The organism is Stenotrophomonas sp. KH_029 (assembly GCF_057839765.1).
The window spans coordinates 1,886,471-1,909,495 of sequence record NZ_CM174498.1 but is presented as its reverse complement, the minus strand read 5'-3'; the positions used below and the strand labels follow the sequence as shown (position 1 = coordinate 1,909,495).

The window sequence follows — 23,025 nt, the reverse complement described above, 5'->3', positions numbered from 1 at the left end:
CGTGGCCCGCCGGGGAAGGCGGGCCACCTTTCACCTGCCAGGAATCCCCGTGACCCGACCCCTGCCCCGTCCGTTGTTGGCCGTGCGCCTTACCGTCCGCCGGGAGACCGGCCGTGGATGATTTTGTCCGCATCGTCGAAGTGGGCCCGCGCGATGGCCTGCAGAACGAAGCCCAGCCGGTGGCCACCGCCGACAAGATCGAACTGATCCGGCAGCTGTCGCTGACCGGGCTGTGCACCATCGAGGCCACCAGCTTCGTCAGTCCGCGCTGGGTACCGCAGCTGGCCGATGCGGCCGAGGTGTATGCCGGCATCGAACGCCGGCCCGGCATCGCCTACCCGGTGCTGGTGCCCAACGAACAGGGCTACGACCGCGCGCGCGCGGTGGGCGTGGCCGAAGTGGCGGTGTTCACCGCGGCCTCGGAAACCTTCAACCGCACCAACACCAATGCCGGCATCGACGAATCGCTGGCGCGCTTTGCGCCTATCCTCGAACGCGCCAAGGCCGATGGGGTCAAGGTGCGCGGCTATGTGTCCACTGTGCTGGGCTGCCCCTACCAGGGCGAGGTCGCACTCGGCGAGGTGGTGCGCGTGGCGCGCGCCCTGCATGAAATGGGCTGTTACGAAATCTCGCTGGGCGACACCATCGGCGTTGGCACTCCGCGCAAGGCGCGGGCGATGCTGCAGGCGGTGGCCACCGAAGTCCCGATGGCCGCGCTGGCGGTGCACTTCCACGATACCTATGGCCAGGCCCTGGCCAATATCGACGCCTGCCTGGAAGAAGGCGTGCGCGTGGTCGATGCCGCCGTCTCCGGCGCCGGCGGCTGCCCCTACGCCAAGGGCGCCAGCGGCAACGTCGCCAGCGAGGATGTGGTGTACCTGCTGCACGGCATCGGCATGCGCACCGGCATCGACCTGCCGGCGCTGGCCGCCACCGGCCGTTGGCTGGCCGCGCGGCTGGGCCGGCAGACCGGCAGCAAGACCGGCAAGGCGCTGGCGGCCACATGAGCCGCCGCGGCCAGCGCCGGGGCGCGGCGGTCGGTGACCATCTCACCGCCCACGTCCACGCGCTGGCCGCCCTGGAGCACGCCCTGGCGCGCCCGCCGGGCCAAGACCTGCATGCCCTGCTGCGCGATGCGCGGCAGGCCCTGCAGGAAGCCATGGACCAGCGCCAGTCGGCCCTGCGCCGCTACGCCGCACTGTTCGATGCGGTACCCGACCCGGTCAGCATCCTCAGCCAATCGGGGGTGGTGCTGGACCTCAACCAGGCCGGCGTGCGCGCCTACGGGCGTGCCCGCGAAGACATCATCGGGCAACCGATCGAGCTGTTGAACCCGGACCTGCCCAGCGACCACCTGGACCCGGTATGGGAAGCGCTGGGCCGCGGTGAGACCTATGTCATCGAAGTCACCAACATGCGCGGCGACGGCAGCCGCTTCCCGGTGGAAGTGCATTCGGCCGGGTTCGAACACCAGGGCGAGCACTGCATCGTGGCGGTGGCGCGCGACCTGAGCAGCCGCTGGCAGGCCGAGTCGCGCTACCGGCTGCTGATGGAATCGATCGACAAGGGCGTGGTGCTGTTCAACCGCGACCTGCGCGTGGTCTCGGCCAATCCGGCCGCGCACCGCATCCTGGGCATCCCCGGCAACGGCAACAGCCTGCAGACGATGCTGTCGCCCGACGACTGGATCAGCGTGGACGAACACGGCCATCCGCTCAACCGCGACCAATGGCCGGCGGCGGTGTCGCTGCGCACCGGGCGCATCATCCGTAGCACCATCGTCGGCCTGTACCACCGCCCGCGCGGGCGCATGATCTGGATTTCCACCACCAACGTGCCGGTGTTCGGCACTGGCCGCGACTGCCCGGACCATGTGTTTGGGCTGTTCAGCGACATCACCGAGCTCAAGCGCAACAACACCCTGTTCGACCGCGCCCAGTCGCTGGCCCACATCGGCGGCTGGGAATGGGACCGCGGCCTGCAGCGCCTGTACCTGACCGACGAGGCCGCGCGCATCCTCGGCCAGGCGCTGCCGATGCAGGACATGTCGCACCTGCTCGACTGCCTGCGCGTGGACGACCGCGCCCAGCTGCAGCAGGCGCTGCTGGAGGTGATCGACAGGCAGCTGCCGTTCGAGCTGGAACTGCAGGGCCAGCGCAGCGACGGCCACTCGTTCTGGGTGCGCATGATCGGCGAGGCCGAGGCCGGCGATGTGGATGCCGCACGCATCGCCGGCACCGTGCAGGACATCACCGCGCGCAAGCAGGCCGAGGAAACCCTGCGCATCCAGGCGCGTACCGACCCGCTGACCGGGATCATGAACCGCGATGCGGTGCTCAACGACCTGGGCACGCGCATGGCCAACCCCACCCATTGCCGGGTGGCGGTGCTGTACATCGACCTGGACCGCTTCAAGACCGTCAACGACCTGCTCGGCCACAATGCCGGCGATGAGCTGCTGATCGACGCCACCCGCCGCATCGCCACCGCGATCGGCACCGAAGGGTTGCTCGCGCGCTTCGGCGGCGATGAGTTCCTGGTGGTCTGCGACACCCGCGACCAGCCCGACCAGCCCGAACGCCTGGCCGCGGCGATCACCCACGCCTTCAGCACCCCGTTCCGGTTCGGCAGCGACGAGTTCGCGGTCACCACCAGCATCGGCATCGCGCGCGCACCGCAGGATGGGCTGCGCCCGCAGCAGTTGATCCAGAACGCCGACATCGCCATGTACGACTGCAAGCGCCGCACCCGCAACGGCTGGCAGGTGTTCTCGGCCGAACTGGCGCAGCGCCAGCACGACCGCCTGCAGATCGAAAGCCGGCTGCACCGCGCGTTGGACGACGATGAGTTCCATCTGGTCTACCAGCCGCAGGTGGACCTGCGCAGCGGCCAGCTGATCGCCGCCGAGGCCCTGATCCGCTGGCGCAACTCGCAGTTGGGCGAGCTGCGCCCGGACATCTTCATCGGCCATGCCGAAAGCACCGGCGACATCGTGCGGATCGGGCTGTGGGTGCTGCGCGAAGCCTGCCGCCAGGTGCGCCAGTGGCAGGACGCCGGGTTGGGCATCGTGCGCGTGGCGGTCAATGTGTCCTATCGGCAGTTCGTCGGTGACGACCTGGCCCGGCAGGTGGCCCAGGCCCTGGATGCGTTCGGCCTGCCTGGCAGCGCGCTGGAACTGGAGTTCACCGAGCGGGTACTGATCGAGGACGCCCCGGACACCCTGCGCACCTTCGCGCGGCTGCGCGAGATGGGCGTACTGCTGACCATCGACGACTTCGGCGAGGGCTACAGCGCCTTGAACTACCTGCGCCGGCTGCCGATCCACGGGCTGAAACTGAACCAGCTGTTCGTCGAGGGCGTACCCGGCAACCGCTCGGACGTGGCGGTGTGCGAGGCGGTATGCGGCATCGCGCGCAGCCTGGGGCTGGGCCTGGTCGCCGAGGGCATCGAATCGGAACCGCAGCGCCAGTTCCTGCAGGGCCTGGGCGTGGCGGTCGGCCAGGGCTTCCTGTTCGCCCCGGGGCTGCTGCCCGACGAGTTCGCCCGGCGCCTGGCCCAGCGCCACTGAGCGCGATGCCGCCCTGCCCCGGGCACGGCGGTCCGGTTGCGCCAGCCCGGTTCCGTTAGAATCGGCGGTTCTTGAACCAGCGGAACCGTGCCATGCAACTGTCTTCTGTCCGCGCCGTCATCACCGGTGGCGTGTCCGGCCTGGGCCTGTCGGTGGCCCGGCACCTGGTCGCCCATGGCGCCAAGGTGGCCCTGTTCGATCTCAATGACGACAAGGGCGCGGTCGCGGTGGCCGAACTGGGCGCGGCCAATGCGCGCTACTTCAGCACCAACGTCAGCGACGAAGCCGCGGTGGCGGCGAACATCGATGCCGCCCACGACTTCCTCGACGGCCTCAATGCAGCGATCAGCTGTGCCGGCATCCTCGGCGCCGGCCGCGTGTTGGGCAAGGAAGCACCGATGCCGCTGGCCAACTTCCAGAATACGGTGATGGTCAACCTGGTCGGCAGCTTCAACGTCGCCAAAGCAGCCGCCAACCGCATGCAGCACAACGCCGCCGGCGACGACGGCGAACGCGGGGTGATCATCAACACCGCCAGCGTGGCCGCCTACGAGGGCCAGATCGGCCAGGCCGCCTATGCCGCCTCCAAGGGCGGCGTGGTCGGCATGACCCTGCCGATGGCGCGCGAGCTGTCGCGCTTCGGCATCCGCGTGATGACCATCGCTCCGGGCATCTTCTGGACGCCGATGGTCGATGGCATGCCGCAGGCCGTGCAGGAATCGCTGGCCGCCTCGATCCCGTTCCCGCCGCGGCTGGGCAAGCCGGAAGACTTCGCCGGCCTGGTCGCGCACATCCTGGGCAACACCTACCTCAACGGCGAGACCATCCGTCTGGACGGGGCGGTGCGCCTGGCACCGAAGTAAGCGCAGCCGCACCGCCGGCCGCAACCGCAGGGCGCCCGGCATGGCGCCCGCCACCTCCACGAACCGACCTTCATTCCCATGAAAGCCAACGACATCAAGAAAGGCAACGTCGTCGAATTCAACAACGGCGTCTACCAGATCCGCGACATCGAACGCAGCTCGCCGCAGGGCCGCGGCGGCAATGTCCGCTTCCGCTTCATCATGTACAGCGTGCCCGGCGGCAACAAGCTCGACGCCAGTTTCGATGCCGACGACAACCTGCCGGAAGTGGAACTGCTGCGCCGCCAGGCCACCTACTCGTACATGGATGGCGATGTGTACGTGTTCCTGGACGATGAGGACTACACCCCCTACATGGTCGATGCCGACGTGCTCGGCGATGACGCCGGCTACATCACCGACGGGCTGAGCGGCATCTACGTGCAGGTCATCGACGAGACCCCGGTGGGCGTGCAGTTGCCGACCAGCGTGGTGCTGGAAGTGGTGGAAACCCCGCCGGAACTGAAGGGCGGCACCGCCACCAAGCGCCCCAAGCCGGCCAAGCTCAACACCGGGATCGAAATCATGGTGCCGGAGTACATCGCCAACGGCGAGCGCGTCCTGGTCAACACCACCACCGGTGAATTCGCCGGCCGTGCCGACTAGGCGTCTGGTCCTGCTGTGTGGCCTGTCCCTGCTCGCGGCGTGTTCGCCGCGGGCAGCGGACCACAGTGCCGAGTCGCCGGCGGCGGCCCCGCCGGTCGCAACTGCAACTGCACCGGCAGCGACTGCCGACAGCGCCGCGCTGGCAGAGTCGGACGCCAGCACCGCCCTGCCCGGCCTGGACGCGTTGCAGCAGGCGCATGCGCAGGCTGGCTGCGACGTCCCTCGGGATCTGGGCAACCTGGACGACATCGGCATCTACTGCACGATGCCGGCCGATGTCCGCGCCTTTCTCGAACGCGAGAACACCTGCCAGCATTTCGCCGGTGAAGAAGCCTACGACGCGGCACGCAAGCGCGACCTGGAGGCGGCATGGGCGGAATTCTGCGACGGCCGCGAAGGCCGGTTCGAGGCGCTCTACGAACGCTACTTCGATGACTGCGCCATCCGCCACGCGCTGATCGGCGTCGGCAAACGCTACGACCTGTTCACCAATACCGCGCCGGACTACTGCCGCCCGCAGGACATGCGCTGAGGCGACGGTACGTTACGGCCTGGCGGCCAGCGCCGGTGCCCCGACGAAATCGCCGCAGCCGTGGTACTGGCGCGCGCCCACGGTCAACCTGACGGTGGCACCGAACGCCTGTCCGCTCATGTCGTCCTGGCACACCGTGCGCTGGAAGGTCAGCTTGATCTCGGTCCCGTCGGCCGCCTTGCCCGACCAGCCATCCTTGCCCTGGGTGGGCGCGGCGATCTCGAACGTGCGCTCGCCGTAGCCGGTTTCCACGCGCAGGCGCGGGGCCGCACCGGGGGTGAATTCGGCCAGCCAGCCCGGCTCGTTGCCGGTGGCACGGAAGCCAGCGCTCGCGCCGGCAGCGGCCGCCGGAACCGTGGCGCCCTGCGCGCCGGCATCGGTGACGCCGCCCGTCGCAGGGCCGGCCACAGCCGCCGGCGCCGGCTTGCCCGCGTCCGCCGCAACGGCACTCCCGCCCTGCTGCGCCGGCTGGCAGGCACTCAGCCCGGCCACGATGGTCAGGCTCAACAGCCATGGAAATGCACGCATGTTCGACTCCTTGCAGTTGTTGCGGTCAACCCCTGATCCTAGCCGCGGCGCTACCGCCGGAGGTGAAGCGGCACTGACTCCGGCCCTCCTGCAACGCCTCAGCGCCCGCGCGCCGGCAATACCCCGACCGACAGCAGGTGCACCCCGGCCGGGCTGGAACAGCTGGCCCAGACCCGCAGCAGGCGCAGCGCATGCACCTGCTCGCCATCGGCGCCGGCACAGCCCAGCCGTACATCACTGGACACCAGCGCCAGCTGGCCACACAGCAGGTACTCCACCGCGCCCTGGTCCAACGCCGTAATCGCCAACCGCTGCGCCGACCACGCCGCCATGCACGGATGCACCCCCAACCACTGCCCCACCTGGTCGGTGAAGAACAGCGACGGCGACAGCCACGCCTGCACTGCGGCCACGTCCTGGGCCAGCAGCAAGCGCTGCAGCTCCGCCTCGGCACGGGCGATGTTGGATTCCAGCAATGCCTCGCTCATCTCATCCTCCGCGGCGTCGCCGCCCTGGCCACTGCCAACGCCGCACGTTCTGCATCAGCACGTAGAACAACGGCACGAACAGCACGGCCAGCACCGTGGCGCTGAGCATGCCGCCAAACACCCCGGTGCCGATCGCATGCTGGGTCTCGGCCGATGCGCCGCGGGCCAGCATCAGCGGCACCACGCCCAGCGCGAACGCCAGCGAGGTCATCAGGATCGGGCGCAGCCGCAGCCGCGCGGCCTCGATGGCCGCATCCACCGGGCTGCGCCCCTGCTGCTGCAGCTGGCGCGCGAATTCCACGATCAGGATCGCGTTCTTGGCCGACAGGCCGATCACGGTGATCATCCCGACCTTGAAGAACACATCGTTGGGGAGGCCACGCAGCAACACCGCCGCCACCGCGCCCAACAGCCCCAGCGGCACCACCAGCATCACCGCCGCCGGAATGGTCCAGCTTTCATACAGCGCGGCCAGCACCAGGAACACCACCAGCATCGACAGCAGCATCAGCCACGGCGCCTGCGCGCCGGACTGGCGCTCCTGCAGCGACTGCCCGGTCCAGGCCAGCGCAAAGCCGGGCGGCAGCTGCCGCGCCAGCCGCTCCATTTCGGCCATGGCCTGGCCGCTGGAGGTACCCGGCGCGGCAGCGCCGGACAGGCTCAGCGCCGGGAAGCCCTGGTAGCGCTCCAGCTGCAGCGGCGCCTGCGACCACACCGGAGTGACCAGCTCGGACAGCGCCACCATGCCACCGCCGGCATTACGCACGTGCAGCTTCAACACATCCTCGATATGCATGCGGTGCGGCGCATCGGCCTGTACGATCACCTGCTGCATGCGCCCGGCATTGGGGAAATCGTTGACGTACTGCGAGCCCATCGCCGCCGACAAGGTATCGCTGATGTCGGCAAACCCCACCCCCATCGCCTCGGCCTTGTGCCGGTCGATCTCCAGCCGCACCGTACTGCCCGCCGGCAGCCCTTCGGCATACACATCGCGCAGCTTCGGGCTGGCCTGGGCCAGTGCCAGCAACTGCTGCTGGGCCGCCTGCAGCTGCGCGTGATCCTGCCCGGCGCGGGCCTGCAGGCGCAGCTCGAAACCGGAGGAACTGCCCAGGCTGTCGATCGCCGGCGGCATCAGGCTCATGATCTGCCCTTCGGGCACCCTGGCCATCGCCGCCTGCGCGCGCGCCACTTCCCCGGCGGCGGTGGCGCCGGCACGCTCGCCCCAGTCCTTGAGCATGGTGTAGGCCAGCGCCGCATTCGGCCCGGAGCCGGCGAAGCTGTAGCCCAGGATCGACTGGTTGGAAGCGATGCCCGGGCGCGAGGCGACATGCGCCTCATAGGTCTGCACCGCTTCCAGGGTGCGCTCGGCGGTGGCATCGGCCGGCAGCTGGATGGAGGTCATGAAATAGCCCTGGTCCTCCTCGGGCAGGAAGGCACCGGGCAACAGGTGCAGGCCCAGCCCCAGCGCCACCACCAGCGCGGCGAACACCGCCATGCTGCGCCCGCCGCGCCGCACGATGCGCACCACCCAGCCCTGGTAACGGCCGGTCATGCGGTCCAGGCCACGGTTGAAGCGGCCGAACACACCGCCCCGGCCATGGTGGCCGCGCGTGCTCGGCGCCAGCAAGGTGGCGCACAGTGCCGGGGTCAGGCTCAGCGCCAGCAGCGCCGAGAACAGGATCGACACCGCCATGGCCAGGGTGAACTGCCGGTAGATCGCGCCCACCGAACCATCGGCCAGCGCCATGGGAATGAACACCGCCGTCAGCACCAGAGTGATCCCGACCACCGCCCCGGTCAGCTCCTTCATCGCCTTGACGGTGGCCTCGCGCGGCGGCAGCCCTTCTTCGGCCATGATCCGCTCCACGCCTTCCACCACCACGATCGCATCGTCGACGATGATGCCGATCGCCAGCACCATGCCGAACATGGTCAGCACGTTGATCGAGAACCCCGCCGCCAGCATCACCGCGAAGGTACCCAGCAATGCGATAGGCGCCACGATCGCCGGAATCAGCGTGTAACGGATGTTCTGCAGGAACAGGTACATCACCGCAAACACCAGCACCATCGCCTCGACCAGGGTGGTCAGCACCTTGCGGATGGAGATCTCCACGAACGGTGCGGTGTCGAACGGCACGCTGGCTTGCATGCCGGCCGGCAGGGTCGGCGCCAGTTCTGCCATGCGCGCGCGCACCGCCGCGGCGGTACGCACGGCGTTGGCCCCGGGCGAAAGCTGGATCGCCGCGGCGGTGGCCGGGGTACCGTCCTCGCGGGTGGACCAGGCATAGCTCTGCGCGCCCAGCTCGACCCGGGCCACATCACCGATCACCACCCGGGAGCCGTCCGGGTTGGCGCGCAGCACGATCGCCGCGAACGCTTCGGGCGTGCTCAGCTGGCCTTCGGCGGTCAGCGGAATGGTGACCCGCTGGCCCGGCAACGCCGGCGAATCGCCGACCCGGCCCGGCGCGATCTGCGCATTCTGCGCATTGATCGCCGCCGCCAGGTCGGCCAGGGTCAGCCCATAGCCGACCAGTTGGGCAGGATCGACCCAGATCCGCATCGCGCGCTCGGCACCGAACAGCTGCACCCGGCCGACGCCGTCGATGCGCCGCAGTTCCTCGACGATGCTGCGCGCCATGTAGTCGCCCAGCGCCACCTCGTCCAGCCGCCCGTCGCTGGATTTGAGCCCGACCAGCATCAGGAAGCCCGAATCGGCCGCCTCCACGCTCAGCCCGTTCTGCCGCACCACCTGCGGCAGCCGCGGCTCGACCGCCTTGATCCGGTTCTGCACGTCCACCTGGGCCAGCTCCGGATCGGTACCGGGGCGGAAGGTGGCGGTGATGGTGGCTTCACCGGAGGTATCGGTGGACGAGGCGAAGTACAGCAGGTGCTTGACCCCGGACAGCTCGCGCTCGATCAGCCCGACCACGGCATCGTTCATGGTCTGCGCGGTGGCGCCGGGGTAACTGGCATAGATACTGACGCTGGGCGGGGCCACCGCCGGATAGCGTTCGATCGCCAGGCGCGGGATCGCCAGTACCCCGGCCAGCACCACGAAGATCGCCAGCACCCAGGCGAACACCGGGCGGTCAATGAAAAACTGCGGCATGCCACGTCCTTTGTGCATCGGCCGCAACGGCCGACACCATCATCCAGGGGAAAGTTGATCCAATCGCTGTCAGGGCGCGGCCAGCGCGTCGGTGTCCGGCCGGGATTGCCACGGCCGGGCGGCGACCGCCATGCCCTCCTGCAGCCGCTCCTGGCCTTCCACCACCACCCGCTCGCCGGCACGCAGCCCGCTGCGGACCACGTAGCGGCGGTGGACCTGGCCGTCGATCTCGATGGTGCGGATCACCGCCTTGCCATCGCTGCCGATCACCCACGCATAGGCCTGCCCGCCACTGCTGCGCAGCACCGCCTGCTGCGGCAGCAGCAGGGCGGCCGGCTGCACCCCGCGCGGCACCCGGGCCCGCACGAACATGCCCGGCAGCAAGCGGCGGTCGGGGTTGTCGACCACCACGCGCAGCACGATGTCACCGGTCTGCGCGTCCACGTTGATGCCCGAGAACAGGATCCGCCCCTGCTCGGGGTAGACCTGGCCTGCGCTGCCGACCAGGGTCACCGGCAGGCCGTCGGCCTTGTTCAAGCGGCCCGCCGCCAGGCTGCGCTGGATGCTCTCCAGCATCGAGGCCGGCTGGCGCACGTCCACGTACACCTGGTCCAGTTGCTGCACCACCGCCATCGGGGTGGCATCGCTGGTGGTCACCAGCGCCCCTTCGGTGACCAGGGCCTGGTCGATGCGGCCGGAGATCGGCGCCTGCACCGTGGCATAGCGCAGGTCCAGCCGACGCCGCGCCAGCGTGGCGCGCGCGTGGGCCACATCGGCCAGCGCCTGCTGGTGTTCGGCGCGCGCGTCATCGCGCGCCTGCTGGCTGACCGCCTGCGCGGCGGCCAGCGACTGCAGCCGTTCGGCCTGCACCCCGGTCCGCAGCAAGGCGGCCTCACTGCGCTGCAGCAGCGCGGCGGCACTGTCCAGGTCGGCACGGAACGCGGCCGGGTCGATCTGGAACAGCGGCGTACCGGCCTGGACCTCGGCACCCTGCTCGAACAGGCGCTTGAGCACGATGCCGCCGACCTGGGCACGGATCTGCGCGGTACGCAGTGCCGCCACCCGGCCGGGCAGTTCATCGTCGCGCTGCACCGCCGCCGGCGACAACGCCAGTACGCTGACCTGCGGCACCGCCGGCAGTTCGGCCTGCGGGTTGGAACAGGCCGTCAACACGACGGCCAGCAGCGCACACAGCGCGGCATATTGCTTGAAGGTTTTCATCGGTCGCACAAGGGGCCGGACGCCCGGCCAGAATCATGAACGGCGAAGTCTGCGTGGCCTGCGTGGGGTTTCGATGGAGGAAATGTGGAGATACGATGGAGTACAAGCACCTTCCGGCCATGGCCCGCATGCACGCCACCGAATCATCCAGCGCGCAGGCGCAATGGGACCGCTCGCTCACCGCGCTGGTGCTGATCGTCGAAGACGAGCCGGACATCGCCGACATCGTCGCCGCCTACCTGCACCGCGAAGGCCTGCGCACGCTGCGCGCCCACGACGGCTTGAACGCCCTGGCACTGCACCGCAGCGCCCGCCCGGACCTGGTCCTGCTGGACGTGCAGATGCCCGGCATGGATGGCTGGACGGTACTCAATACCCTGCGCCAGCGCGGCGATACGCCGGTGATCATGCTGACCGCGCTGGACCAGGACCTGGACAAGCTGACCGCGCTGCGCATGGGCGCCGACGACTACGTGGTCAAACCGTTCAACCCGGCCGAGGTCGCCGCGCGGGTCCGTGCGGTGTTGCGGCGCACGCTCAATGCCCCGCGCGAGGCCGCACCGGGCATCCTGCGGGTGGGCCCGCTGGTGATCGACCCGCAGAACCATTCGGTGCATGTGGAAGGCGACGGCTACAGCCATGAGCTGCTGCTGACCCTGACCGAATACAAGCTGCTGCACTGCATGGCGCTGGCGCCGTCGCGGATCTTCAGCCGCAGCGAGCTGATGCTGCAGTGCCTGCCCGAGAGCGAAGCGCTGGAGCGCACCGTGGACAGCCACGTCAGCAAGCTGCGCCGCAAGCTCGACGACGTCGGCCTGGGCAACGTGCCGGCCAGCGTGCGCGGGGTCGGCTACCGGCTCACGGCCGACCACTGATGCGCCGCTCCGGTCTGAGCCGGCACATCGTGCTGTCGATGTCGCTGATGGTGCTGGCGGTGATCGTGATGATCCTGCTCAGCTCCTACTTCCTGTATGCCGTACTGGTGGAGTTCTTCCCGCTGGCCGCCGAGGAACCGGTCGGCTGGATGCCCAGCGGCCCCGAGCTGGTCTGGATGGCCGGGGTCACCCTGATCGGGCTTGCCCTGGCGGTGGCCGCCTCGGTGCGGCTGTCCCAGCGCATCCTGACCCCGCTCAACTCGGTGGTGGACAGCATCGGCAAGCTGGCCGGCGGCGACCTGGGCGCACGCGCCACCGCCAGCGACCACTCGCTGGGCGAGGTGGCCCTGCTGGTGGACGACTTCAACGCGATGGCGCGCCGGCTGCAGAACATGGAGGCCGACCGGCTGATGTGGCATGCGGCCATCGCCCACGAACTGCGCACCCCGGTGACCATCCTGCGCGGGCGCCTGCAGGGCCTGGCCGAAGGCGTGTTCCAGCCCGACCAGGCGCAGTTCCGCAGCCTGCTGGCCCAGGTGGAAGGGCTGTCGCGGCTGATCGAAGACCTGCGCGTGCTCAGCCTGGCCGACAGCGCACGGCTGGACGTGCGCCGTGCCCGCAGCGATGTGGTGCACGAAGTGCACACGGTGATGACCCTGGTCGACCCCGGCTTCCGCAGCGGCGGCTTCGTGCTGGAACTGGAAACCTCGCGCGAAGAACACCCCGCCCACTGCGACCCGACCCGGGTCCGCCAGGCCTTGATGGCGCTGCTGGAAAACGCGCGCCGCTATGCCGCCCCCGGGCGGGTGCGGATCGCCGTGCACGACACGCTCACCCATGTGCAGGTGTCGGTCGACGATGAAGGCCCGGGCATCGACCCGGCTTTGAGCGCGAACATCTTCGATCCGTTCATGCGCGGCGATGGCTCGCGTTCGCGCCAGCGCGGCGGCAGCGGGCTCGGCCTGGCCGTGGTCAAGGCGATCGCCGATGCGCACGGTGGCCGCGTGTCCTGCACCGCCAGCCCACTGGGCGGTGCGCGGTTCGTCATCGAATTGCCGCGCCAGTAGCCGCATCGGCGCCGGCCAGTGCGCGCATCCGCGCGCCCAGCCGGGCCAGGGAGTCATCGATGGTGGCCAGTTCGCGCTGCTGCGCCGCCGGCAGCAGCGCGCGCAACTGCTGCTGCAGCTGCTGCCAGGCCGGTACGCCGTGGGCGCTGAGCTGCGCGGTCGCCGCCGCTGCCGCGTCGCGCTCGCTGCCCAGTGGCAGCCCGTACCCGCCGGACGGTACCAGCGTGGACGGGCTGACCAGCTGGCCGCTGTCGCGCAGCAAGGCCATCAGCGCATCGCGGGCCGTATCAGTGCCCGCGGCCGAATTGCCCAGCGCGCGCTTGAGCACGTCGCGGGCGCGCAGTTCCTCGCGCTGGCGCGCGGCCTGTTCCAGCAACAGCAGGGCCGACGTCGTGCGCAGGCCGGCGGCGTCCACGTACCCTGCCCGCTGCGCTGCCGGGCGCCGCAGCCAGTCCTCCACGCGCACGTCCTGCAGCGGCAGTTCGGCGCGGGCCACGTCGAACAACTGCTGGTAGTGATCCTGCGCCGAGGCGAAGTAGTAGCCCTGCCGGATGGCCAGCGCACGGTCGTCGAGCACACGCGTATCGGCGTGGCCTTCGCGCTGCAGCCGCGCCAGCAGGCCGCGCGGGGTGATCCGGTTCAACCCCGGCGTGGCCCAGCCCGGTACGCCCTCCTGCAGCAGCTTGCCGGTTTCCACCGCACAGTTGTTGCTGACGAACAGGTAGCGGCCGTCGTAGCTCCAATGCACCTGCGCCACCCGCTCGAGCAGGCTGCCGATCTGCGCCGGGGCCAGCCGCAGCGGCACCGACGACAGTCCGCGCAGCTCCACCTGGGTGTATTCGTTGATGACCTGGTTCAACGGCAGCACGAACAGCCGCGACGGGTAGGCGCCGGTGAGCCCGCGCCAGCTGGATATCTGCACGTCGTCGACGAAGGCGCGGAACGACAGCACCCGGTGATGGGCCAGGTCCATCCGGCAGGCCGGACCCGGCGCCCGCCCCGGGGCGCAGATCACCAGGCGCAGCATGCTGTGGCCCCAGCGGCTCATCAGCCGGTCGTTGCCCTCGGCCAGCAGGTAGTCCACCGCGTAGACCCGCGCCGGATCCAGTTCCAGCAGCGATGCCGCGCCGTTGACCGCCTCGGCCTGTACCAGCGGCAGCCGCCCGTCGCAGTGCGCGGCAAGCCCGCTGGCGCCGATGGTGTCGGTGAACCATGCCGCCAGCGCCGGACGCCGGCAGGCATAGCCGGCATCGAGCAGGAAATGTTCGGCGTTCACCGCCAGGAACTCGGCCGGGCTGGTGCGCTCGTACGCATCGGGGCTGCGCTGGCTGAAGCGGTTGGCGCTGCGCCCCAGCCGCCACGGCCGCTGCTGCCAGCCACTGAGATCGCGCCAGCGCCCGCTGCGCGACCAGCCGCCGTGGGCGGAACGGTCGAGCACATGGGTCAGTTCGTGGATCAGCGCGGCCTGCAGCGCGCGCGGCACCGGCTCGGCCGGGAGCACCTGGTCGAGCAGGTCGCCGCGCAGGGTGATCGCGCCCTGGCGGGCGCGCCCATGCACGTGGTCGGGCAGCGTGTCCGACCAGCGGACCGTTACCGGTTGCTCGAAGCGCGCCTGCCAGGCCGGCGGCAGCTGCAGCTGCATCGCCTGCAGCACGCGTTCGGCGGCCGCGCGCCGGGTTGGGTCCAGCCCGTCGGGCTGCAGGTCGAACTGCAGCGCGGCCTGCGCCAGCGGCGCGGCCAATACCGCCGCCAGGACCGCCCAACGCCAGCGGCGGACCCGGCCAGGTGCCTGCATCAGCGCGCCAGCATGGCCCGGGCCAGGGCCAGGTCGCTGGCGCCGCGCTGGGCGGCATCGTGTTCGCGCAGGTGCAGCAACGCCGCTTCCAGGCGCGCACCACGGATGGCGCCGTCGCTGGCGACGAACGCGGCGGCATCGTTGCGCGCGTCCAGCACGATCTTGTCATCGTCCGAGCTGGACGAACCGGCCGAGGACGCGCCGGAGGCGGAGCCGGCCGAAGAACCGGCGAAACTGGAAGCCAGCGCCGACAGCGGCAGGGCAAGCACGGCGAGAAGCAGGATCGGACGCATCATCATGGTGTCGTTCGCGGTGGAAAACGCAGAGCGTATAGGCTGGGTGAAGGCCTGTCGCGGCCTACAGGTCGAACAGCTTGCCGGGATTCAGCAGCCCTTGTGGATCAAACGCATGTTTGACCGCTTTCATCAGGGCGATTTCCGCCGCGCTGCGGGTGCTGTCCAGATACGCCTTCTTGACCAGACCGATGCCGTGTTCAGCCGAGATGCTGCCGTCGAAACGGGCCAGCACCTGGGCCAGCAGCTTGGTCACCTGCTCGCACTGGCCGAGGAACTCGGCGTCGGCGGTGGCATCGGGCTTGAGCACGTTGATATGCAGGTTGCCGTCGCCGATATGGCCGAACCAGACCACGTCGAACTGCGGATACGCCTGCCCGATCAGCGCCTGGGTCTGGGCCATGAACGCGGGCATCGCCGAGATCCGCACCGACACATCGTTCTTGTAGGGCTTGTAGCGGGCCACCGCCTCGGTGATGCCCTCGCGCAGGCGCCACAGCTGCGCGGCCTGCGCATCGCTGGCACTGACCACCCCATCGCTGACCCAGCCCTGCGCCATGCAGGCCTCGAAGGCGGCCATCGCGGCGTCTTCCTGGGCCTGGTCGCCGGCGGCGAACTCGGTGACCACATAGAACGGATGCACCTGCTCGAACGGGGCCTGCGCACCATGGGCAAGCACGTGCTCGAGCGCGCGGTCGGTGAAGAATTCGAAGGCCTGCAGCTGCAGGCGCTCGCGGAAGGCGGCAAATACCTGCATCAGCACCTCGAAGCTGGGCACGGCCAGCAGCATCACATTGCTGGCCGGCGGCGGCTCGGTCAGCCGCAGCGTGGCCTCCACGATCACCCCCAGGGTGCCTTCGGAGGCGATCAGCAGCTGGCGGAAATCGTAGCCGCTGGAGTTCTTGATCAGGCCCTTGTTGAGTTCCAGCAGCTGGCCGTCGGCGGTGACCACCTTGAGCCCGGCGATCCACTCGCGGGTATTGCCGTAGCGGATCACCCGGATACCGCCGGCATTGGTGGCGATGTTGCCGCCGATCGAGCAAGAACCGCGCGCGGCGAAATCCACCGGATAGATCAGCCCGTGTTCCAGCGCGGCGTTGTGCACCGCTTCCAGCGCCATGCCGGCCTGCACGGTCAGGGTGCGGTCGACCGCATCGAAGGCCAGCGGCTTGTTCATCCGCTCCAGGCTGAGCACCAGTTCGCCATGGGCGGCTACCGCGCCACCGGACAGGCCGGTGCGGCCGCCCGAGGGCACCACCGCAACCTGGTGCGCCGAGGCCCAGCGCAGGATCGCCTGCACCTCCTCCACGCTGCCGGGCAGCGCGATCGCCAGCGGCGCCGGGGTCCAGCGCCGGGTCCAGTCGCGCCCGTAGTGCTCCAGGTCGGCCGGCTCGGTGGTGAGCCGCAGCCCGGGGCAGTCCTGCAACAGCGAAGAAAGGCGCGGATCGGTCATGGCATCAGCACGGAACGGGGGTAAGCCGGCAAGGGTAGCAGACCACCGCTGGTGGCCTGAATGCCCCGGTCGCCCAACCCAACGGATGCATCTGAAACCATCCGGCCGCTGTTTGGCGCACTGCACAATCCGGGCCGGGTTCTGGCATAGTTGGGCGCTCCCGCCCTCCATGCTGCCGCTTGCCCATGTCGCCGAAGAAGACCTCGTTCCCGAAGCAGGATATCCGCGTGCTGTTGCTGGAGGGGGTGAGCCAGACGGCGATCGACGTGTTCACCGCAGCCGGCTATTCGCAGATCGAGCTGCACAGCAAGGCCTTGCCCGAGGACGAACTGAAAGCGCGCATCGCCGAGGCCCACATCGTCGGCATCCGCTCGCGCACCCAGCTCAGCGCCGAGGTGCTGGCCAATGCCAAGCGCCTGATGGCGGTGGGCTGCTTCTGCATCGGCACCAATCAGGTCGACCTGGACGCGGCCGAGCATGCCGGCATCCCGGTGTTCAACGCGCCCTACTCCAATACCCGCAGCGTGGCCGAGCTGGTGATCGCCGAAGCGATCATGCTGACCCGCGGCATTCCGCAGAAGAACGCCGAGTGCCACCGCGGTGGCTGGTCCAAGTCGGCCGCCGGCAGCCACGAGGTACGCGGCAAGACGCTGGGCATCATCGGCTACGGCCACATCGGCACCCAGGTCGGGGTGATGGCCGAGGCGATGGGCATGCAGGTGATCTTCCACGACGTGGAAACCAAGCTGTCGCTGGGCAATGCGCGTGCGGCGATCAGCCTGGACGACCTGCTGGCACGCGCGGACATCGTCACCGTGCACGTCCCCGAAACGCCGTCCACGCAGTGGATGATCGGCGCGGCCGAACTGGCGCGGATGCGCCCGGGCGCGCACCTGATCAACGCCGCGCGTGGCACCGTGGTCGATATCGACGCGCTGGATGCGGCGCTGCGCAGCGGCCATATCGGCGGCGCGGCGCTGGATGTGTTCCCGGTCGAGCCCAAGGGCAACGGCGATGCGTTCGTGTCGCCGCTGACCGCGCACGACAACGTGATCCTGACCCCGCATGTGGGCGGCAGCACGCTGGAAGCGCAGGACAACATCGGGGTGGAAGTTGCCGCCAAGCTGGTACGCTACAGCGACAACGGCAGCACCCTGTCGGCGGTGAATTTCCCCGAGGTGACCCTGCCCGAGCACGAGGACAGCCTGCGCCTGCTGCACATCCACCAGAACGTGCCGGGCGTGCTGTCCAGGGTCAACGAAATCTTCTCGCGCCACAACGTCAACATCGACGGCCAGTTCCTGCGTACCGATGCCAAGGTGGGCTACGTGGTGATCGACATCACCGCCAGCGAAGCCCAGGCCGGCGCGGTCCGCGAAGAGCTGGCGGCGATCCCCGGCACCCTGCGCACCCGCGTGCTGTATTGACCCAGCTTCGTTGCCGAGGTGCGTCATCGGTAGATGGCGCGAACCAACGGTATGAGGCCATGCATCAGGTGGAGAGCCCCCCTTGAGTCAAGGGGGGCGCGCCAACGGCGCGGGGGATGTGGGTGTTGGTGAGCGGGGCCCGCGTTTTGCGCAGCAAAGCGTGGGGGCGGAAGCGCGAATGCGCTATCGCCGCTCCAACCACCGCTTTGCCATGCGCGGCAGCGAATCATCCCCGTCCGGGGTATCGATCATCGCGTTGGCCACGTCCGTGATCTCGCGCCAGGCCAGCGCCAGCGATTCCTCGCTGACCGCGAACTGCTCGCTGCCCAGCGCGCGCACCACATAGCGGGCGTCGTAATGCCAGTGACCGGGCACGTCCAGGCGCGCGGGGATCCAGTGCTTGTCGATGTCGAACAACCCGCCATCCTCCAGTACCAGCCCGCCCAGCCCGGACTCCTCTTCGGCCTCCTTCAGCGCCACCTGGGCCAGGTCGCGCTCGCCGTCGGCATGGCCGCCCAGCTGCAGCCAGCGGTCCAGCTTGCGGTGGTGGGTGAGCAGCACGCGCTGCCCGTCGGCGCTGACCAGCCAGGCACTGCCGGTGAAATGGCCGGCCAGGCGCTGGCGCAGGAACGGATTTTCCGGATCGTCCAATAGTGTGCTGAATTCGTCAGCCAGCGCGGCGTGCGCAGGCTGGCGCCGGGCATAGTCGGCCAGCTGGGCGCGCAGTTGGGCATCAACTACGACAATGGATTCGGGGTTCAGCGGCATGGCGGCGGGCGGTTCGGGCGGGATTTGTCGATTATCGCCGGGTCATGCTGCATTTGTGCTTGTGTGCGGGCTTCAGCTTTGGCTAAGGTACAGCGGGCCCCGCTCCGTTGGGGCGCCCAGTTGCCATCAGGGTGCGCGGCAATGTACCGCGCGCCTCACCTTTGTTCATTTAGGGAAGCACTGCATGCTGAAGTCTCTGTTGAGGGTCAAACCGGTCGCACCGGCACCGCACGTCGATGCTGGCGAACCCATCGAAGGCAGCCTGGACGGCGAGCCCACACTGAAACGGACCCTCACAGCCAAACACCTGATCATGCTCGGTATCGGCGCGGTGATCGGCGCCGGCATCTTCGTGCTGACCGGCCAGGCCGCGGCCAACCACGCCGGGCCGGCGGTAATGCTTTCCTTCGTGTTCGCCGGCTTCGCCTGTGCGCTGGCCGGGCTGTGCTACGCCGAGTTCGCCGCGATGATGCCGGTCTCCGGCAGCGCCTACTCCTATTCCTACGCCACCCTGGGCGAAGGCATGGCCTGGTTCATCGGCTGGTGCCTGGTGCTGGAGTACCTGTTCGCCTCGGCCTCGGTCGCGGTGGGCTGGTCGGCCTACCTGATCAGCTTCATCACCACCACGCTGCACATGCCCTTCCCCGACGCGCTCAGTGCCGCGCCGATCGCCTGGACCGGGCAGGAATTCGTCTCCTCGGGCAAGCTGTTCAACCTGCCGGCGGTGCTGATCGTGGCAGCGGTGTCGGGCCTGCTGTACGTGGGCGTGACCCAGTCCGCGTTCGTCAACGCGATCATCGTGGCGATCAAGGTCACCGTGATCTGCCTGTTCATCGGCTTCGGTGCCGCGCACCTGGACCCGGCCAATTGGCACCCCTTCATCCCCGAGAACACCGGGGTCTCCGGCGAGTTCGGCTGGAGCGGGGTGTTCCGTGCGGCCACCATCGTGTTCTTCGCCTACATCGGCTTCGATGCGGTCTCCACCGCCGCCGGTGAAACCAAGGACCCGCAGCGCAACATGCCGATCGGCCTGCTCGGCTCGCTGGCGGTGTGCACCCTGGTCTACATCGTGGTGTGCGCGGTACTGACCGGGATGCTGCCCTACCACCTGCTGGGCACCGACAAGCCGGTGGCCACCGCGCTGGAAGCCTACCCGAGCCTGTCCTGGCTGAAGACCGCCGTAGAGGTCGGCGCGATCGCCGGCCTGTCCTCGGTGGTGCTGGTGATGATGATGGGACAGACCCGCATCGCCTACACGATCTCCCGCGACGGCCTGCTGCCCAAGCTCTTCGGCAAGGTCCACAAGCGTTTCCGCACCCCGTACTGGAGCACCATCGTGGTCGGCGTGCTGGCCGCGTCGCTGGGCGGCCTGGTGCCGCTGAACGTACTCGGCGAGCTGGTCTCGATGGGCACCCTGCTGGCCTTCGCCACGGTCTGCGTCGGCGTGCTGATCCTGCGCTACACCCGCCCCGAGCTGCCGCGCCCGTTCCGAGTGCCGCTGGTGTGGGTGATCTGCCCGCTGGGCGCGCTGTCGTGCCTGTTCCTGTTCTGGCAGGCGTTCGCGGTGCATTGGCACCTGTTCGTGGGCTGGACCCTGCTGGGCCTGTGCATCTACTTCGGCTACGGCATCCGCCACAGCAAGTTGAACACGCCCTCCGCCTGACTGCTTCCGGGCCGGCCCAGCGCCGGCCCGGTCGTTTGATGCCCCGCACCTGAGAAGACATCCAAGACCATGTTCAAGCAACTGTGGGCCACCAAGCATCCGCACGCCGCCCATGAAGACGCCAACGGCCTGAGCCTGCGCCGCACGCTGGGCCCCTGGGGGCTGACCGCGCTGGGCATCGGCGCGGTGATCGGCGGTGGCATTTTCGTGATCACCGGCCAGGCCGCAGCCAACCACGCCGGCCCGGCGATCATGCTGTCGTTCGTGCTGGCCGCGATCTGCTGCGCGTTCTGCGCGATGGCCTATGCCGAATTCGCGGCGATGGTGCCGGTCTCCGGCAGCGCCTACACCTATACCTACGCCACCTTCGGCGAGCTGTCGGCCTGGTTCATCGGCTGGATGCTGGTGCTCGAATACGGGGTGTCGGCCTCGGCAGTGGCGGTCAGCTGGACCGGCTATTTCCTGAGCCTGCTCAGTCATTTCCACATCCAGCTGCCGGCGGCGCTGGTCAGCGCCCCGCTGGACGCGCAGTTGCGCCCCACCGGGGCGATCGCCAATATTCCGGCCGCGGTGCTGGTGCTGCTGCTGACCTGGCTGTGCTATGTGGGCATCAGCAAGTCCTCGGCGATGAACATGGCGATGGTGGTGCTCAAGACCGCGCTGATCGTGCTGGTGATCGTGGTGGGCTGGAAGTACGTGGACCCGACCAACTGGACCCCGTTCATCCCCGAAAACGAAGGCCCGGGCAAGTACGGCTTCGACGGCGTGCTGCGCGGGGCGGCGATGGTGTTCTTCGCCTATATCGGCTTCGAGGCGGTGTCGGTGGCCGCGCAGGAATCGCACAAACCCCAGCGCGACATGCCGATCGGCATGCTGCTGTCACTGGTGATCTGCACCGTGCTGTACATCGCGATGGCGGCGGTGATGACCGGGCTGGTGCCCTACCAGCTGCTGGGCACCGACGAGCCGGTGGTGACTGCAGTGGCCGCCCATCCACAGCTGGACTGGCTGCGCGTGATCGTGGAGATCGGCGCGCTGATCGGGCTGTCCTCGGTGGTGCTGGTGATGGTGATCGCGCAGCCGCGCATTTTCATGATCATGGGCCGCGACGGCCTGCTGCCGCCGATGTTCACCAAGATCCATCCCAGGTACCGTACCCCGCACCTCAACACGGTGATCACCGGCATCGGCATCGCCCTGCTGGCCGCGCTGTTCCCGCTGGACATCCTGGGCGAGCTGACGTCGATGGGCACGTTGATCGCCTTCGCCGCAGTCTGCGCCGGGGTGCTGATCCTGCGCCGCACCCAGCCGGACCTGCCGCGCCCGTTCCGGATGCCGATGGCATGGCTGATCTGCACGCTGGGCGTGCTCAGCTGCATCGCCCTGCTGACGGCGATGACCGCGCACAACTGGATGCTGATGGGAGTCTGGACGGCGCTGGGCTTTGCGATCTACTTCGGCTACGGCTACCGGCACAGCCGCCTGCGCGGGAAGTAATGGGATGCCGGGCCTGCGGCCCGGCGGCCCGCTTTTTCAACAGCAACAGCAACAGCATAGGCTCGGCAGTTGATGTGTGTTTGGCGGGGCGGTATGGGTTTGCGGGGGACGCCGCAAGTACGTCCATGTAGGCTTAGCAGCGCCTTGCTCGGGTGCGCAGTCCTGCGTACCCGGCAAGACCGGGGTTGAGCGTCCTGCCCAACCCGCCGGGCGCATGCGTCCGGCCCATGGCGCCGATACCCCCGCAAACCCATACCGTCCCACCCTTCGACAACATGCGGCGACGGTGCGAAAGACAAAGGCAGGGCAACAACATCGGTTGGTAAGGATCTGGTAGGTGACGACCGTGGGTCGTCACGCACTGGAGCCGGCAAGGCCGGCTCTGCCCTCCCCCCCAAATGCTGGCCCTCGCCTCAACGTGTCGAGGGTCGGGCGGGGTGGGGTTTGTGGGGGTATCGGCGCCATGGATGGCGCTGCTAAGCCTACATGGACGTATTCACGGCGTCCCCCACAAACCCCACCCCGCCCGACCCAGCCACAGAACCTGCTTTATGCTTTTAAAGGCCACACCTAGCTAAAATGCCAGCATGAACACCTCCCCCTACGACACCACCCGCCTCAGCGAACTGGCCCAGCTGCTGATCGACAACGTCCGCGAACTGGCCCACGCCGGCTGGACCCCGGCCACCAGCAGCAACTTCTCCCACCGCCTGGATGATCGCCACGCGGCGATCACCGTATCCGGCAAGGACAAGGGCCGGCTGGTGGAGGACGACATCATGGTGGTGGATTTCGACGGCAAGGCCGTCGGCCGGCCGCTGCGCCCGTCCGCCGAGACCCTGCTGCATACCCAGCTGTACCGCCGCTTCCCGGAAATCGGCTGCGTGCTGCACACCCATTCGCCGGTGCAGACCATCGCCTCGCGCCTGTACGCGCCGCAGGGCCATATCCGCCTGGAAGGCTATGAGCTGCTCAAGGCCTTCCACGGCAACAGCACCCACGAGATGGCCATCGAGGTGCCGGTGTTCGCCAACACCCAGGACATGGACGTGCTGTCGGCCCAGGTCGACGCCCTGCTGGATACCCAATGCCTGTGGGGCTACCTGATCGACGGCCACGGCCTGTACGCGTGGGGCCGTACCATGGCCGAAGCGCGCCGCCATATGGAAGCCTTCGAGTTCCTGTTCCACTGCGAGCTGGAGCTGCGCAAACTGCGGGGCTGACGTG

Annotated in this window: 19 protein-coding genes; 11 read left to right on the top strand and 8 right to left on the bottom strand. The window is 68.9% G+C overall.

Translation table 11 applies throughout. From position 1 onward, the window contains the following. The first annotated feature begins 113 nt into the window (after positions 1 to 113). The 5 genes from AC3ITM_RS08840 (at position 114) to AC3ITM_RS08820 (ending at position 5,608) form a co-directional block, all read left to right on the top strand. A complete protein-coding gene (locus tag AC3ITM_RS08840) occupies positions 114 to 1,007 on the top strand; it encodes a hydroxymethylglutaryl-CoA lyase (RefSeq protein ID WP_489269829.1) in 894 nt (297 codons plus the stop codon). After that, complete coding sequence (locus tag AC3ITM_RS08835) at positions 1,004 to 3,568, top strand: sensor domain-containing protein (RefSeq protein ID WP_489269828.1); 2,565 nt, start codon at positions 1,004 to 1,006, stop codon at positions 3,566 to 3,568. The genes AC3ITM_RS08840 and AC3ITM_RS08835 overlap by 4 nt, the downstream gene beginning before the upstream one ends. 92 nt (positions 3,569 to 3,660) lie before the next feature. Beyond that, positions 3,661 to 4,431, top strand: a complete 771-nt coding sequence (locus tag AC3ITM_RS08830) for an SDR family NAD(P)-dependent oxidoreductase (RefSeq protein WP_489269827.1) — start codon at positions 3,661 to 3,663, stop codon at positions 4,429 to 4,431. Positions 4,432 to 4,509: 78 nt separating this feature from the next. Beyond that, positions 4,510 to 5,076, top strand: a complete 567-nt coding sequence (gene yeiP, locus AC3ITM_RS08825; protein WP_489269826.1) for an elongation factor P-like protein YeiP — start codon at positions 4,510 to 4,512, stop codon at positions 5,074 to 5,076. Continuing rightward, the gene (locus AC3ITM_RS08820) at positions 5,066 to 5,608 is read left to right on the top strand and encodes a hypothetical protein (protein WP_489269825.1); all 543 of its coding nucleotides are present in this window, start codon (positions 5,066 to 5,068) and stop codon (positions 5,606 to 5,608) included. Before yeiP ends, AC3ITM_RS08820 begins: the two co-directional genes overlap by 11 nt. 12 nt (positions 5,609 to 5,620) lie before the next feature. Here AC3ITM_RS08820 and AC3ITM_RS08815 read toward each other — a convergent pair whose 3' ends face one another. From AC3ITM_RS08815 to AC3ITM_RS08800, 4 genes are all read right to left on the bottom strand, one after another. Beyond that, positions 5,621 to 6,136 (bottom strand): hypothetical protein, encoded by a 516-nt coding sequence (locus AC3ITM_RS08815; RefSeq protein ID WP_489269824.1) that lies wholly within the window; start codon positions 6,134 to 6,136, stop codon positions 5,621 to 5,623. Positions 6,137 to 6,234: 98 nt separating this feature from the next. Then, on the bottom strand, positions 6,235 to 6,624 hold the full coding sequence (locus tag AC3ITM_RS08810) for a nuclear transport factor 2 family protein (protein ID WP_489269823.1): 390 nt from the start codon (positions 6,622 to 6,624) through the stop codon (positions 6,235 to 6,237). 1 nt (position 6,625) lies between these two features. Then, the gene (locus AC3ITM_RS08805; RefSeq protein ID WP_489269822.1) at positions 6,626 to 9,739 is read right to left on the bottom strand and encodes a multidrug efflux RND transporter permease subunit; all 3,114 of its coding nucleotides are present in this window, start codon (positions 9,737 to 9,739) and stop codon (positions 6,626 to 6,628) included. Between the two features lie 69 nt (positions 9,740 to 9,808). Continuing rightward, positions 9,809 to 10,960, bottom strand: coding sequence for an efflux RND transporter periplasmic adaptor subunit (locus tag AC3ITM_RS08800; RefSeq protein ID WP_489269821.1), 1,152 nt, complete (start codon positions 10,958 to 10,960; stop codon positions 9,809 to 9,811). A 128-nt stretch (positions 10,961 to 11,088) separates the two neighbouring features. On the opposite strand from AC3ITM_RS08800, the gene AC3ITM_RS08795 reads away from it, so the two are divergent. Beyond that, entirely contained in the window at positions 11,089 to 11,835 is a 747-nt protein-coding gene (locus AC3ITM_RS08795) for a response regulator (protein ID WP_489270063.1), read from the top strand. Continuing rightward, positions 11,835 to 12,902, top strand: coding sequence for an ATP-binding protein (locus AC3ITM_RS08790; RefSeq protein WP_228884993.1), 1,068 nt, complete (start codon positions 11,835 to 11,837; stop codon positions 12,900 to 12,902). The genes AC3ITM_RS08795 and AC3ITM_RS08790 overlap by 1 nt, the downstream gene beginning before the upstream one ends. Here AC3ITM_RS08790 and AC3ITM_RS08785 read toward each other — a convergent pair. The 3 genes from AC3ITM_RS08785 to AC3ITM_RS08775 all read right to left on the bottom strand — a co-directional run bounded on the left by AC3ITM_RS08785 (position 12,880) and on the right by AC3ITM_RS08775 (position 16,443). Continuing rightward, positions 12,880 to 14,697 (bottom strand): DUF7844 domain-containing protein, encoded by a 1,818-nt coding sequence (locus AC3ITM_RS08785; RefSeq protein WP_489269820.1) that lies wholly within the window; start codon positions 14,695 to 14,697, stop codon positions 12,880 to 12,882. The two genes, AC3ITM_RS08790 and AC3ITM_RS08785, sit on opposite strands and share 23 nt — an antisense overlap. Beyond that, positions 14,697 to 14,993 (bottom strand): DUF2388 domain-containing protein, encoded by a 297-nt coding sequence (locus tag AC3ITM_RS08780; protein ID WP_489269819.1) that lies wholly within the window; start codon positions 14,991 to 14,993, stop codon positions 14,697 to 14,699. Before AC3ITM_RS08780 ends, AC3ITM_RS08785 begins: the two co-directional genes overlap by 1 nt. A 61-nt stretch (positions 14,994 to 15,054) precedes the next feature. Then, the gene (locus AC3ITM_RS08775) at positions 15,055 to 16,443 is read right to left on the bottom strand and encodes an FAD-binding oxidoreductase (RefSeq protein WP_489269818.1); all 1,389 of its coding nucleotides are present in this window, start codon (positions 16,441 to 16,443) and stop codon (positions 15,055 to 15,057) included. 185 nt (positions 16,444 to 16,628) lie between these two features. On the opposite strand from AC3ITM_RS08775, the gene serA reads away from it, so the two are divergent. Further along, positions 16,629 to 17,870, top strand: coding sequence for a phosphoglycerate dehydrogenase (gene serA, locus AC3ITM_RS08770; RefSeq protein ID WP_228884999.1), 1,242 nt, complete (start codon positions 16,629 to 16,631; stop codon positions 17,868 to 17,870). 183 nt (positions 17,871 to 18,053) lie between these two features. Here serA and AC3ITM_RS08765 read toward each other — a convergent pair whose 3' ends face one another. Then, positions 18,054 to 18,638: an NUDIX hydrolase gene (locus AC3ITM_RS08765; protein ID WP_489269817.1), complete on the bottom strand. Its 585-nt coding sequence runs from the start codon at positions 18,636 to 18,638 to the stop codon at positions 18,054 to 18,056. A 184-nt stretch (positions 18,639 to 18,822) separates the two neighbouring features. On the opposite strand from AC3ITM_RS08765, the gene AC3ITM_RS08760 reads away from it, so the two are divergent. The 3 genes from AC3ITM_RS08760 (at position 18,823) to AC3ITM_RS08750 (ending at position 23,021) form a co-directional block, all read left to right on the top strand. Then, complete coding sequence (locus tag AC3ITM_RS08760; RefSeq protein ID WP_489269816.1) at positions 18,823 to 20,301, top strand: amino acid permease; 1,479 nt, start codon at positions 18,823 to 18,825, stop codon at positions 20,299 to 20,301. Positions 20,302 to 20,370: 69 nt separating this feature from the next. Next, positions 20,371 to 21,798 (top strand): amino acid permease, encoded by a 1,428-nt coding sequence (locus AC3ITM_RS08755; protein WP_489269815.1) that lies wholly within the window; start codon positions 20,371 to 20,373, stop codon positions 21,796 to 21,798. A gap of 587 nt (positions 21,799 to 22,385) precedes the next feature. After that, the gene (locus AC3ITM_RS08750) at positions 22,386 to 23,021 is read left to right on the top strand and encodes a methylthioribulose 1-phosphate dehydratase (RefSeq protein WP_228885006.1); all 636 of its coding nucleotides are present in this window, start codon (positions 22,386 to 22,388) and stop codon (positions 23,019 to 23,021) included. The last annotated feature ends 4 nt before the right edge of the window (positions 23,022 to 23,025 follow it).

Bases quoted from the DNA above. Each gene is read 5' to 3' on its own strand.
- AC3ITM_RS08830 (WP_489269827.1), top strand. From the start codon at position 3,661: ATGCAACTGTCTTCTGTCCGCGCCGTCATCACCGGTGGCGTGTCCGGC.
- AC3ITM_RS08765 (WP_489269817.1), bottom strand. From the start codon at position 18,638: ATGCCGCTGAACCCCGAATCCATTGTCGTAGTTGATGCCCAACTGCGC.
- AC3ITM_RS08810 (WP_489269823.1), bottom strand. From the start codon at position 6,624: ATGAGCGAGGCATTGCTGGAATCCAACATCGCCCGTGCCGAGGCGGAG.
- AC3ITM_RS08785 (WP_489269820.1), bottom strand. From the start codon at position 14,697: ATGCAGGCACCTGGCCGGGTCCGCCGCTGGCGTTGGGCGGTCCTGGCG.
- AC3ITM_RS08750 (WP_228885006.1), top strand. From the start codon at position 22,386: ATGAACACCTCCCCCTACGACACCACCCGCCTCAGCGAACTGGCCCAG.
- AC3ITM_RS08775 (WP_489269818.1), bottom strand. From the start codon at position 16,443: ATGACCGATCCGCGCCTTTCTTCGCTGTTGCAGGACTGCCCCGGGCTG.
- AC3ITM_RS08815 (WP_489269824.1), bottom strand. From the start codon at position 6,136: ATGCGTGCATTTCCATGGCTGTTGAGCCTGACCATCGTGGCCGGGCTG.
- AC3ITM_RS08800 (WP_489269821.1), bottom strand. From the start codon at position 10,960: ATGAAAACCTTCAAGCAATATGCCGCGCTGTGTGCGCTGCTGGCCGTC.
- AC3ITM_RS08780 (WP_489269819.1), bottom strand. From the start codon at position 14,993: ATGATGCGTCCGATCCTGCTTCTCGCCGTGCTTGCCCTGCCGCTGTCG.
- AC3ITM_RS08805 (WP_489269822.1), bottom strand. From the start codon at position 9,739: ATGCCGCAGTTTTTCATTGACCGCCCGGTGTTCGCCTGGGTGCTGGCG.
- AC3ITM_RS08790 (WP_228884993.1), top strand. From the start codon at position 11,835: ATGCGCCGCTCCGGTCTGAGCCGGCACATCGTGCTGTCGATGTCGCTG.
- AC3ITM_RS08795 (WP_489270063.1), top strand. From the start codon at position 11,089: ATGCACGCCACCGAATCATCCAGCGCGCAGGCGCAATGGGACCGCTCG.
- AC3ITM_RS08755 (WP_489269815.1), top strand. From the start codon at position 20,371: ATGTTCAAGCAACTGTGGGCCACCAAGCATCCGCACGCCGCCCATGAA.
- AC3ITM_RS08760 (WP_489269816.1), top strand. From the start codon at position 18,823: ATGCTGAAGTCTCTGTTGAGGGTCAAACCGGTCGCACCGGCACCGCAC.
- yeiP (WP_489269826.1), top strand. From the start codon at position 4,510: ATGAAAGCCAACGACATCAAGAAAGGCAACGTCGTCGAATTCAACAAC.
- serA (WP_228884999.1), top strand. From the start codon at position 16,629: ATGTCGCCGAAGAAGACCTCGTTCCCGAAGCAGGATATCCGCGTGCTG.
- AC3ITM_RS08835 (WP_489269828.1), top strand. From the start codon at position 1,004: ATGAGCCGCCGCGGCCAGCGCCGGGGCGCGGCGGTCGGTGACCATCTC.